At 38.1% G+C, this 13,350-nt stretch carries 6 protein-coding genes and 1 pseudogene; 6 read left to right on the top strand and 1 reads right to left on the bottom strand.

Going from position 1 to position 13,350, the window contains the following annotated elements:
* Window positions 1-22 precede the first annotated feature (22 nt).
* The 5 genes and pseudogenes from D017_RS04760 (at window position 23) to D017_RS04740 (ending at window position 7,734) form a co-directional block, all read left to right on the top strand.
* Window positions 23-1,404 (top strand): annotated as a pseudogene (locus tag D017_RS04760) (MATE family efflux transporter).
* A gap of 314 nt (window positions 1,405-1,718) precedes the next feature.
* Window positions 1,719-4,820 (top strand): glycosyl hydrolase, encoded by a 3,102-nt coding sequence (locus D017_RS04755; RefSeq protein ID WP_035334961.1) that lies wholly within the window; start codon window positions 1,719-1,721, stop codon window positions 4,818-4,820.
* Window positions 4,821-4,900: 80 nt separating this feature from the next.
* Window positions 4,901-5,452: a CopD family protein gene (locus D017_RS04750; RefSeq protein WP_035337995.1), complete on the top strand. Its 552-nt coding sequence runs from the start codon at window positions 4,901-4,903 to the stop codon at window positions 5,450-5,452.
* 47 nt (window positions 5,453-5,499) lie between these two features.
* Window positions 5,500-6,900: an ATP-binding protein gene (locus D017_RS04745; protein WP_225969332.1), complete on the top strand. Its 1,401-nt coding sequence runs from the start codon at window positions 5,500-5,502 to the stop codon at window positions 6,898-6,900.
* Between the two features lie 63 nt (window positions 6,901-6,963).
* On the top strand, window positions 6,964-7,734 hold the full coding sequence (locus D017_RS04740; RefSeq protein ID WP_152023863.1) for an enoyl-CoA hydratase-related protein: 771 nt from the start codon (window positions 6,964-6,966) through the stop codon (window positions 7,732-7,734).
* Window positions 7,735-7,797: 63 nt separating this feature from the next.
* On the opposite strand, the gene D017_RS04735 is transcribed toward D017_RS04740, so the two are convergent.
* A complete protein-coding gene (locus tag D017_RS04735) occupies window positions 7,798-9,210 on the bottom strand; it encodes a Gfo/Idh/MocA family oxidoreductase (protein WP_035334958.1) in 1,413 nt (470 codons plus the stop codon).
* 374 nt (window positions 9,211-9,584) lie between these two features.
* On the opposite strand from D017_RS04735, the gene D017_RS04730 reads away from it, so the two are divergent.
* Complete coding sequence (locus tag D017_RS04730; protein ID WP_035334957.1) at window positions 9,585-13,286, top strand: carboxypeptidase-like regulatory domain-containing protein; 3,702 nt, start codon at window positions 9,585-9,587, stop codon at window positions 13,284-13,286.
* The last annotated feature ends 64 nt before the right edge of the window (window positions 13,287-13,350 follow it).

Here is a 13,350-nt window from a genome sequence, read left to right as displayed (position 1 = left end):
ATAATAAACTAGCAAATATCTATTGGCAAATAAAAAATCTACAGCACTAGGCACACAACCCATATCAAAGTTGCTCGTACAGCAAGCTGTACCCGCATCTATAGGGATACTCGTGATGTCGCTCAATATATAGTAGATACCATCTTTGTAGGAAGATGGATAGGTCCTCTTGCCATTAGTGCCATTACAGTAGTTATACCCGTAACCTTTTTTATAGCAGCTATAGGCCTCGCCGTAGGTATAGGTGGTAGTTCTGTACTGTCTAGAGCCTTAGGTTCTGGTGATGACGATAAGGCGCTTCGAGTTTTTGGTAATCAAATAACACTCACATTTTTAGTATCGGGATTACTAGCAATTCTAGGACTCGTTTTTCAAAATACGCTCATAGAGTTTTTTGGAGCAGATGACTCTTTTAAAGATATGGCGCTCACCTATTACCGCATTGTACTTTACGGTATTGTAATGCTTGCAATGTGTATGATGGGTAACAACGTGATACGCGCAGAGGGTAAACCTAAATTTGCGATGTATGCGATGATTCTCCCAGCCATAGGTAATATAGGGATGGATTACCTTCTTATCAATGTGCTAGGCTATGGGATGGAAGGTGCTGCCTGGGCAACGTTTGCAAGTTATGCGGTGTGTTTTGCTTTTATCGTATGGTTTTTCATTTTTAAGAGCGAACTTAGAATTGTACCTAAATGCCTTGTGCTTACAAGAAAAATCGTCTCAGAAATTTCTGGTTTGAGTTCTGTGACACTTGCGCGACAAGGAGTAATTTCTGTGCTTACTATATTACTTAACAATGTACTTATCAATTATGGAGATGCCCTTGACGTCGCTAGTTATGGTATTATAAGCAGGATGTTAATGTTTGCATTGTTTCCCGTGATAGGGGTCACACAAGGATTTATGCCTATCGCGAGTTATAATTATGGAGCAAACCAATACGCGCGCGTGCGAGAAACTATCAAGACGTCCATTCTTTATGCAGGCGGTCTTGCACTAGCCATTTTTATAATCATAATGACGGTGCCAGATTTTTTTGTGTCTTGGTTTATAAGCGATAGTAACGCACAAGCCCAGGCGGTAGCAGATAATAAAGTATTGATGGAACGCACCCCTAATGCACTACGCACTGTCTTCGCTGCGACACCAGTTATTGTAATACAGTTAATAGGAGCTGTGTATTTTCAAGCCATAGGTAAAGCGATACCAGCTTTACTGCTCAGCCTTACGAAACAAGGCTTTTTCTTAATCCCGCTTATACTCATACTACCTAACTTTTTTGGTGTTTGGGGAGTATGGATTGCATTTCCTATTGCAGATGTATTGTCTACCGTAGTTACGGGTTATTATTTAAGGCGTGATGTAAAAAATAATCTTGTAGTAATAGAAGAGTAGTATTTCTGCGCTTTCGCGAAAAAGTGAAGCACTCCAAAACGTATCTCTGTCATTTCAAGCTTGCCGATAAATCTCATAATTGTGAGCCGTTGTCGTTGAGTATTGATAGATTTTCTGAGCTTGATGTATTATCTCTCCTTTGTCTAGATGACGATTGCTTTTCTTTTTTTCTTCGTTATTGAGATGATAATAATGACGTTAATTTTATAGAGATTATAAGGTATACGCTTTCGCGAAAGCGTTAAAAATTCATCCTTGCTTCTTACTTCATAGAGAATTGTGTAATTTTCTTAGCTATAACAAACACAATCCAAATGAAGACAAAATTATGCTACCTATTACTGGCGGTGTGCTCAGTATTATCTTTTGATACGTTTGCACAAACACCAGACCCTTCTACTTACGAAGCTTTAGAATATAGACTCATTGGCCCTTTCCGTGGTGGTCGAAGTGCTGCCGTTACTGGAGTGCCGGGACAACCAGACCTATTTTATATGGGAAGTACAGGTGGTGGTGTGTGGCGCACTACAAATGGCGGTAAAGAATGGGAAAATATCTCAGATGGCTATTTTGGAGGAAGTATAGGAGCCGTTGAGGTTTCAAAAAGCGACCCAAACGTTATTTATGTAGGTGGTGGTGAGAAAACGCTAAGAGGTAACGTATCTTCTGGATATGGTATCTGGAAGTCTGAAGATGCAGGGAAAACTTGGATACAGTCTGGTCTTAAAAACAGCCGCCACGTGCCAAGAATACGTGTACATCCTACTAATTCTGATATAGTATATGCAGGGGTTTTAGGTAACATCTATAAACCTACACAAGAGCGTGGCGTTTATAAAAGTACAGACGGTGGTAAGACGTGGAGAAAAACACTCTTTTCTAACGCAGATAGTGGTGTCGTTGACTTAATTATAGATCCAAACAACCCAAGAGTACTGTACGCTACTACGTGGAATGCTCGTAGGACACCTTACAGTTTAAGTTCTGGGGGAGAAGGATCGGCCGTGTGGAAAAGTACAGACAGCGGTGAGACGTGGAAAGAGATTTCTACAAACGATGGTTTTGCCGAAGGTATACTAGGGATTATGGGAATCACTGTTTCTCCAGCAAACAGTAACCGTCTGTATGCAATGGTAGAAAACCAAGAGCAAGGAGGTTTATATACCTCTACAGACGCAGGTACGACTTGGAAAAAAATAAACGATGAGCGTAAGCTACGCCAGCGTGCTTGGTATTACACACGTCTATATGCAGATACTAAGGATGAGAATACAGTGTATGTACTGAACGTGCGTTACCACAAATCGACAGATGGAGGTAAAACCTTCAGCACACATAACGCACCGCACGGAGATCACCACGACTTATGGATAGCTCCAGAAGACCCTAACCGTATGATTATAGGTGATGATGGTGGCGCACAAGTGTCTTATGATGGTGGTCGCTCTTGGAGTACGTATATGAACCAGCCTACGGCTCAGTTTTATCGTGTGACTACAGATAATGCCTTTCCGTACAGAATTTATGTAGCGCAGCAAGATAATAGCACAATACGCATTCCGCACCGCACAGAAGGTGGTAGCATTACAGAAAATGACTGGGAGAGTACCGCCGGTGGTGAGTCTGCACATATAGCTGTAGATCCAGAAAATAATGAGATTGTGTATGGAGGAAGTTACGACGGATTCTTAACGCGTGTAAACCACGAGAAAAATACCGTACGTAGCGTATCTGTATGGCCAGATAACCCAATGGGTCACGGTGTGGAGGATATGAAATACCGCTTCCAGTGGAATTTCCCTATCATCTTCTCAAAGCATAATCCTAACAGATTGTACACATTCTCACAAAGCGTGCACGTGAGTGAAAATGAAGGTCAAAGCTGGGAAGTAATAAGTGGTGATCTTACGACTAACGACCCAGAAAAAATGAAATCTTCTGGAGGACCTATCACACAAGATAATACTTCTGTAGAGTACTACTGTACCATTTTTGCAGCGGCAGAGTCTCCTCTTAAAGAAGGACTTCTCTGGGTAGGTAGTGATGATGGACTTGTACACGTTACTCGTAATGGAGGGCAATCTTGGGAAAACGTAACCCCTAAAGGGATGCCAAAAAATATGATGATTAATAGTGTGGAGCCATCTGCCTTTGAAGAAGGAACAGCCTACGTGGCTGGAACACGTTATAAATTAGGTGACTTTGCTCCTTATTTATATAAAACTACAGACTACGGTAAGTCGTGGAAAAAGATTACAAGTGGTATACCTACAGAGCATTTTACACGCGTAGTACGTGAGGATCCAAAACAAAAAGATTTGTTATACGCCGGTACAGAGACGGGTATGTACATCAGTTTTGACGATGGTAAAAACTGGAAATCATTCCAACTTAACTTGCCTATCGTCCCTATTACAGATCTTACGATTAAGGATGACAACCTCATTGTAGCAACACAGGGACGTAGCCTTTGGATTATAGATGATTTGGGAATGTTGCATCAGTCCGCTTTCGCGAAAGCGGGAACAAATAAATTGTTTAAACCTAAGAAAACGTACCGAATGGGCGGCCGTGGTGGTAGATCGAGCCTTACAGCTGGAACTAATCATCCAGGTGGTGTGATGACTTATTTTAACCTCAAGGATTTTGATAAGAAAAAGGATACCGTTACCCTTACTTATATGAGTATGGCGGGTGATACTTTGCAATCATATAGTACAGGTAGTAAAAAGAAAAAGCTGAAAGCCAAAAAAGGTGGAAATATGTTTGCTTGGAATACTAGAATAGACGGCGCAGAGCGTCTAGATGGTATGATATTATGGTGGGCAAGTCTTGACGGGCCACAAGCAGTACCTAGTAATTACAAAGTGTCACTTAATGTAAATGGTGATGTGCAAACAGAGACTTTTGAAATTGTTGCAAATCCTAATGCAGAGGCGACAGTGGCAGATATGCAGAAGCAACACGATTTCATTTCTGATGTAAATAAATCTGTAGACAGAGCGCACCAGAGTATCAAAAAGATTAGAAAAATCAATAAGCAACTCAAGTCATTTACTGCGCAATATAAAGACGACCCACGTACAGAAGTACTGCGTGAGAAAGCAAAAACAATGCAGGAAGAGTTTGGTAAGATTGAGAAAGAACTCTATCAGACTAAGAACCGTTCTGGTCAAGATCCGCTTAACTTCCCTATTAAGTTAACTAATAAATTAGGGCATTTAAACAGCCTTGTGGGTATGGGAGATTTTGGACCTACAGACCAAGACGTAGCTGTAAAAAATGAACTTACGGCAGCAATCAATACACAACTCAATGCCTTTGACACAATGCTAGATGCAGAGGTGTCAAAATTTAATGAAGAGTTTAATAGCTTGAAGTTAGATTATCTTTTTGTAGAAGATGCAAAAGAGTAAATAAGTAATATTCTTATTAGAAAGGCGCAGAAGAGATTCTGCGCCTTTATTGTTTTGTCTTGCTTCGTATCTTTACCATTATGGCAGAATACTACCCTTATTTCAAATCCCTACACATCATTTTTGTGGTCACTTGGTTTGCTGGCTTATTTTATATGCCGCGTCTTTTTGTATATCAAGTAGAAGCTAGTGAAAAACCATCACCAGATAAAGAGATACTTGGCAAGCAACTTGGCTTAATGGCACACCGCCTATGGAAGATTATTACAGGCCCTTCTATGGTCCTCACGGTGATTTTTGGGAGTTTGATGTTTTATATAAATCCAGGGCTTTTTAGTGCCCCGTGGATGCATATTAAACTTGCTTTTATTGTGTTGTTGTTTTTATATCATTGGAAAACCTGGCGTATACACAAGACATTTCAAGCAGGTACTTTTAAATATACTTCTAGACAAATGCGCCTTTGGAATGAAGGAGCAACGCTTATACTTTTTGCGGTTGTTTTTCTAGCAGTCACAAAAAGCACAACCAATTGGATTTTTGGAATGCTAGGTCTTGTAGGTCTGGCAGTATTATTGATGCTAGGCATAAAACTGTATAAGAAAATACAAGATAAAAATCCAGATGCCTAATGCTCACTTTTAATCGTACATCCCTTGGCACAAAAATCTTTACCTCAATGCTTGCATTGGTATTGATTGCCTTCTTGATGATTGCTGCTGTTACTTACTTTCAATACAAAGAGCAAATAAGAGACTATAATGAGGAACGATTAGAACGTAAAGAGTCTTCCATTAAGAAAACCATAGACTTTGTATTAGATAACACCAGCTGGGAGCTCAAGACAGATAGAATACCGTATATCTTTAAGGAGAAAATATATGAAATCGCAAGTATACAGGGTGAGAATCTCACAATGTATGATCTAGATGGGGAGCCTCTTATCTCGTCTACAGATCAATTATTTGATAGTCCCGCGCAAAAGAAATTATGTCTTGAGACCTTAGAAAACTTAGAAAAATCTGAAGAAAAACGATATGTAAATCAGCTGGATGGTGAGGTGTCTCAACAACTCTCTTATAGCTATATAAATGACCCTAAATATAGACCACTCGCCATACTTGAGATACAGTATGAAGATAGTGAGGCTTTTATTAATAAGGAACTCAGAGAGATATTGTGGCGTCTGGTGGTGGTAAATATCCTTATGGTATTAACCGCAATTTTGCTCGCTTATTTTCTGGCGAGGTATATTACAAAAACGCTCAAAACGGTAGAGGATAACATAAAAGAAACCCAACTAGATAAACGTAACGAGAAAATTGATACCACAGAGCTTCCATCAGAGCTTACGACCTTAGTAAACGCTTATAATCGCATGATTGATGAGCTAGAAGGTAGTGCGGTGAAGCTTGCGCAAAACGAGCGTGAGGCCGCCTGGAGAGAGATGGCAAAGCAAGTAGCACATGAGATTAAAAACCCGCTTACGCCTATGCGACTCTCTGTACAGAGTTTTGAGCGCCGTTTTGACCCAGAAGATCCAGAGGTTCACGATAAAATAAAGGAATACAGCAAGACGCTCATACAGCAAATAGATACAATGAGCAGTATTGCGAGTGCATTTTCAAACTTTGCAGACATGCCTGCACAGCAAAGCGAAATTCTTAATGTGCCCAATATTGTAAAGCTTTCAGTAGATATATTTAATGAACGTTACATCTACTTTTCTAGTGAAAAGGAAGAGCTCTATGCAAATTTTGACCGCACACAGTTAATTCGCGTAGTTACAAATCTGGTTAAAAATGCAGTGCAAGCAACCAAGACTACAGAGCATCCTAATATTATTGTAGCTGTACAAGAGCTAGAAACGGAGGTTGAGATTACTGTGACAGATAATGGAATAGGGATTTCAGCAGAGAATGAAGTAAAAATCTTTGAGCCTAAATTCACAACCAAATCTAGCGGAATGGGCCTAGGACTAGCAATGGTAAAAAATATTATGGAGACCTATAATGGAAGTATTACCTTTACTTCAGAAGAAGGAAAAGGAACTGTATTTAAAGTTGTTTTTCCAAAATAAGAAGTTTTAAAGCGTGGCTATTACTGCCATATAAGAACCAATTTTAAAAATCAACATAGTATTATGTACAATAATATTCTTTCAACTACAGAAAACGGTATCACTACCATCACAATCAATCGTCCATCTAAGCTCAATGCTTTGAACAAAGAGACTATTGAGGAACTTCATAACGCTTTCGCGAAAGCGGAAGAAGATGCAACCGTACGCGTTGCAATCATAACCGGTTCTGGTGAAAAAGCTTTTGTAGCAGGAGCAGATATCTCAGAGTTTGCAAATTTCTCAGAATCTGAAGGAGCCGAACTTGCTCGTAAAGGACAAGAAATGCTTTTTGATTATGTAGCAGATATGGGAACTCCAGTGATCGCTGCAATTAATGGTTTTGCACTAGGCGGCGGACTAGAACTTGCGATGGCGGCACATTTTAGAATAGCTAGTGATAATGCACGCATGGGGCTTCCAGAGGTAAGCTTAGGCGTGATACCAGGTTATGGTGGTACACAACGCCTACCACAACTAGTAGGTAAAGGACGTGCAATGGAGATGATCATGACTGCAGGAATGATAGATGCAAATACTGCGCTTGATTACGGTCTTATCAATCATATCGTAGCACAAGAAGAATTATTACCACTTGCAGAGAAGCTAGGAGGTAAAATCATGCGTAATTCACCTATGGCAATCGCAGCAGCAATTAACGCCGTAAATGCCGGATTTGAAGACGGTGTAGATGGTTATGACACGGAAATTGAAGAATTTGGAGGTTGCTTTGGAACCGACCAATTCATAGAAGGAACCACAGCATTTCTTGAAAAAAGAAAGGCTGAGTTTTAGATCAGATAAAGTTCTATAAAATAAAAAAGTCTGTAGCTATTAGGTTACAGACTTTTTTGTTTTTTAAATCTCCCATCCCTTGCGATACTCACGTTTTACCCATGCATTTGCTTCCTCATAATTAGTCACTCGCATATTATCACCATCCCACTTAATCGTACGACGACCAGGATAGTTATATGGATCCCAGTCTCCTGATTTTTTACCTTCTTTCAATTCTTTGTATTGGAAAGCTTTAATTGCAAGATTGCCCATAAGTACAGCCTCCGTAAGCGGCCCTCCATAAGAAAATGGGGATGATGTAGTACCACCATTAATACACGCCTCAACCCACTCTCCAGCGTGTCCAGTAGTCACTCTTTTAATTGTTTGCGGAACTGCAGCCATATCTTTCATACGCTCGCTAGGTAGTAGTCGAGGGTTTGCACTATAAGTATCTGTAACCATAATGCCATCGCTACCGTAAAAAATGCTACCACCACCGCCATCTCCCGGCTTCTCACCTTCTCCTAGTTCGCTAGGTAAATCCGGCATAATTCCTCCATCATACCAGTTTAATCCCACGTCACCTTGCGTAGGAGAGTTAAACTTTAATCGTACTATAGAACTTGGTGGGCAAGCCTCGCGATAATCTGCCTCCACAAAATCTCCAGACCAGATGCTCGTGCAACTAGCTTCGGCTTCATAAGGAAAGCCTAGATTTAATGCTTTAAATGGAGTTTCCATAATGTGGCAACCCATATCACCCATTGCTCCTGTACCAAAATCCCAAAAGCCACGCCAATTGAACGGTAGATAATTCTCATTATAAGGTCTGTAACTAGCGGGTCCTAACCATAAATCCCAATCTAGGTTTTTTGGTACAGGATGTCCTTCTGTAATATGTTTAAATCCTTGTGGCCACACGGGGCGATTAGTCCAGCAGTCTACACGGGAGACAGTACCAATTACCCCTGCGTCAATCCACTCCTGCGCTACTCTAATCCCATCACCAGAAGCTCCTTGGTTTCCCATCTGGGTTACAATGCCTTGTTGTTGTGCTACGGTTGCCATTAAGCGAGCTTCATAAATGTTATGCGTAAGAGGCTTCTCTACATAGGCATGTTTATTCTCACGCATAAAAGGTAATGCGATGGTAGCATGTGTGTGATCTGGTGTTCCCACCATTATCGCATCTATTTCTTTAATATGATTGTCATATAACTTTCTAAAGTCTCTGTATGTTTTGGCCTTAGGATGCATGGCATAGCTTGCAGCACCCATCTTATCATCTACGTCACACATAGCTACAAACTTCACTTTACCATAGTTTGTAAGATCATTCACCACGCCACCTCCGCGACCACCTACACCTATTGCTCCTATATACAAAGTATCAGAAGGAGGTACATGATTTCCGCCTAACACAAAGCTAGGAACGATTGTAAAAGCTGCGCTAGCTGCAGCGCTTTTTTGGATAAAGGAACGACGTTTCATAAGGGTTGCTTTTTTGAATCTCTCTTAAAGATATTAAAAATCAATTGGATGTTACCTTTAATTGGGGATGTGGCGCTTTCGCGAAAGCATACAAGACATACATAATTTAAAAAGTATAAATATTCTTTGTGAGAGTTATACCGCTGTCAGTGTTGGCTAAATTGTATTTTGAATAATTATGTGAATAGGAAAGTTCTCTTGGTGTGAACCAATTATTTTTTGAGATTAAATGTTTTATATGTGGATGTCTACTAACATTAATTATATTACGTTAATCATGTGTAAAGTGAAGATAATGAGCGGGTAAATGCAAATTAATTACGATTTTGGCATCCTTTTTGTTAAAATAGCTTAATCAATCAAAAATCACTTTTATGAAACAATTTACTTTTTTAATCATTCTTTTTTTTAGTTCTCTATGTAGTGCTCAGTATGTAATAACTATAGAGGCTAATATTATTGACAGCGATACTCGTTTAGGTATTCCATATGTGAATGCTGGTTTCGTAGATAAAGCAATAGGAACCGTAACTAATAAAGATGGTTTCATGTCCTTACAATTTGATGAAAGTAAAATTGTAGATAGCGATGTCATCCAATTTTCAGTTGTAGGGTATAAAACACAGAGCTATTCTTTTGAGGAATTGGTTAGTAAATTTCAAAAAGATAACACTATTGAACTCGTTAAAGATGTCTATGGGTTAGATGAAGTGATGCTGACTTCAAAATGGGGAAAAGCAGTGCGATTGGGGTCTAAACAGCGCACTAATGAATTATTAGCCTACTGGAAAGATAAGGAGGCATTAGGGGGAGAAATAGCTAGTTTTATTAAGATTCCAAAAGGAAGGCATAAATTATCAAAGGTTAGCTTCAATGTTGTTGAAAATATTTCGGACAGTATAAAAATACGTGTGAATATTTATAATTATGATAAAGGATTCCCAAGAGAGCAATTTCTGTCTAAGCCTATCTACCATACTATTTCTTCTAGGAGCGGTATTGAAACTATAAATTTAATACCAGCTAATATTGTTGTAAGTCAAGATATTGTTCTAAGCATAGAGCTTCTAGAAGTTTATGGTGAAGAGTTAGGTCTTGCAATCTCTCAAAGTCTTAATTCTAAACGATCTTTCTTAAGGTCGGTAAGTCAAGACGGTTGGGTTAAACAAACTTCAAATGGTGTAGATTTGTCTGTACTAGCAAAGCCATCACTTCAAAATAATTCTGTGATGAATAACACCAAGGTAGACCGTGTTTCTATTCTCTGGGATGTATCTAGATCTATGGTAGATAGATCTTTAGATAAGGAAATAGAGCTCTTGAAAGAATATTTAGATGATGTCAACCCTGGAGAGGTTGACGTCATTGTTTTTAGTAATACAATAAATGATAAAAAATCTTATAATTACGGATTATCACAAGATGAATTATATCGATTTTTAGAGAATCAATCATATTTTGGTAATACTGATGCTAGTGAATTGGCTGAAATACCTCAAAATTCTGATGTGACCTTTTTATTTTCTGATGGGCATGTTAATTTGGGGAATCATGATCCTTTATATACATCTGGGGATTTTATAGTTGTGAGCAGTACTCAGAGTGCTAATCACTTAGTTCTCAATGAATGGGCTCAATATAATGAGGGTAAGTACATACCATTGTACAATAGAAAAATTAAAGAAGCCAAAAACTTACTCAATACATCTGATGGTGTATTTACTGAGACTATTAAGATTTCGGCAAATGATATTACTACGATATCAGGAACTGTATTCTTTGATGAGCAGCCACTTTCAGGAGTTTTAGTAAGTATAAATAATACTTTTAAGGAGGTTAAAACAGATCGTAGTGGGCGTTTTAAATTACCTGCTAAAAAAGGGGATATATTAAATTTTGAATTCATAGGTATGGATTCAAAACAAGTAGTTGTTGATGATAATATAAGGGATCTCTCGATAAGGTTAACTAAATCATTTGATGTTCTCAATGAGGTGGTAGTAACGGGTAGTGGTGCTGTAAATAAAAATAAGCAATCCTCTGTTGAAGAAGCTTATGGTATATTGACAAAAGAGGATTTTCCTTCAGGAGCAAAGTATGTAGCAGATGTTTTAAAAATTGTTCCGGGATTAACGGTAAAAGGAACTGGTCGGTTTGCTCAATTTATAACTAATGTTAATCCAATAGGATATTTTATTGTAGATGATATTCCATTTACATCATTGCCACTATATCTCGACGCTAGCTCTATTTCCAGCATATATGTAATGCCAGGTGATATGGCATACTTTAAATATGGATCTACAGCCAGCAATGGGGCAATCATAATTAATACAGTAGTAAATAAAGAAGTAAATAGCGCCTTAGTAAAAGGGAATGATTATGAAGGAAACCTTTCTCAATTAGACCATTCTAACTCAATAAATAGTTTTGAGAAAACACTTTCTGATAAGGTGAAAGGTATTGATGAAAACATTGAAGTTAGAGGAAAAGTTTTATTAAATAACACAGCTGTTTCTGGATGCTACGTTATTCAAGAAGGATCTCTTAATGAAGTGATAACAGATAGTAATGGTGATTTTGTAATCACTACTCAAGAGGGTGCTATTTTAAGTTTTGAGTATAAAGACACTAAGGCAAAGGAAATCATTATTTTAGATAACTCGTTCTTAAAAGTGGAACTAGAATCTCAGTATGAGATATTAAATGAAGTAGCTCTTACTGGTGAGGCAAAACAAAAGAAAGACAAAAACCTAACTGATAAGGAAAAGAGACTTGCCCAAAAAGAAAGATCCGGGATAGGGTATCAATCGATAGATAAAGAAGACTTTAATCCAGGTGGTTTTTCATTTCTAGCAGACCTAATAAGAGGGCGTTTTCTAACTATTCTTGTTAAAGGAGAAGGTGATCAAGCAACCTATCATACAAGAAAGCGATCATCCATTCTACAAGGTGATGAGATTCTATTTGCTGTAGACGGAGTGTTAACGCAAACACCTCCTACATTTCTTGATTTAAATAGAATTGACAATATAACATTTAAGTCTACACTGGCGGGAACCAATAAGTATGGTGCGCTAGGACGAAACGGAGTTATAGAAATTACAACTATGAGTGGAGACTTTATCGACACTAAAGAATCACAAAGCGCTCTCGCAAAGAATAATGATTATAAAGAAGGTGCAAAAACATTTTCGTCTTCCAGAAAGACTGGAATATACAATGCAGCAACTACGGAAAATCTAAAAACATTACAGCAGCAGTTTTTGAATAAAATAGATGAAGATCCTTTAGATGTAAACAACTATATAGCTTATTACAAGGTTTTAAAGCCATTAGATAAAGATCAGGCAGTTAGAGGGCTAACAACAATTTTAGACATAGCAGACAGCAATACAAGGGTGTTAAGGTCGCTTGCCTTTTTTCTAGAGGAACAGAATTTATATAAACAAGCCTTAAAAATCCATGAGCGTGTACTAAAATTAGCTCCAGAAGAGTCGCAGTCACACCTTGATGTTATACAGTCATATAAAAAAGAAGGTAAATACCTAAAGAGTTTTGAAACTCTCAAAAGTATTCTCTCTGCAGATTCTACCACTTATAATATTTCTCCAGAACTAATTAAGATAGCCGAAACAGAATTAAGACATCTTCTTACAAAAAATAAAGATCGTATAAATTATGAAGAAGTGCCTTCGGCATTTTATGAAACAGTACAATTAATTGATAAAAGGATTTTAATTGAATGGAACGACCCTCAAATGGAGTTTGATTTACAGTTTGTAAATCCAGCAAAAAAATTCTACAATTGGTCGCAAAATTTGAGTACGCCAGATAAATCTGATGTTATCACTAATGGTTTGTTATCAAAGGAATTTATAATTGATGATGATTCTAAAAAAGGTGAGTGGATTATAAATATTACAAACAACACTTTTAAAGAATCAAGAGTGCCTCGCTTTATAAAGATGACAATACAATCAAATTATGGTGGTATTGATGAGCAAGAGCAAATCTTGATTATACCTATTTCTCAATTGGATCAAAAATATACTATACAGAAGATTTCTATGTAATTAAGAGTACCCTAAGCTTTACTTATATTTGAGATGTTGTAACATTGTTAAGCCTTGTTACACT

It is taken from the genome of Dokdonia sp. PRO95, assembly GCF_000355805.1.
In the GTDB taxonomy this organism is placed as follows: Bacteria; Bacteroidota; Bacteroidia; order Flavobacteriales; family Flavobacteriaceae; genus Dokdonia.
This window is presented reverse-complemented; position numbering and strand designations above follow the sequence as displayed.

Excerpts from the sequence above, each read along its gene's own strand:
- D017_RS04755 (WP_035334961.1), top strand. The coding sequence starts at position 1,719 with ATGAAGACAAAATTATGCTACCTATTACTGGCGGTGTGCTCAGTATTA.
- D017_RS04750 (WP_035337995.1), top strand. The coding sequence starts at position 4,901 with ATGGCAGAATACTACCCTTATTTCAAATCCCTACACATCATTTTTGTG.
- D017_RS04745 (WP_225969332.1), top strand. The coding sequence starts at position 5,500 with ATGCTTGCATTGGTATTGATTGCCTTCTTGATGATTGCTGCTGTTACT.
- D017_RS04740 (WP_152023863.1), top strand. The coding sequence starts at position 6,964 with ATGTACAATAATATTCTTTCAACTACAGAAAACGGTATCACTACCATC.
- D017_RS04735 (WP_035334958.1), bottom strand. The coding sequence starts at position 9,210 with ATGAAACGTCGTTCCTTTATCCAAAAAAGCGCTGCAGCTAGCGCAGCT.
- D017_RS04730 (WP_035334957.1), top strand. The coding sequence starts at position 9,585 with ATGAAACAATTTACTTTTTTAATCATTCTTTTTTTTAGTTCTCTATGT.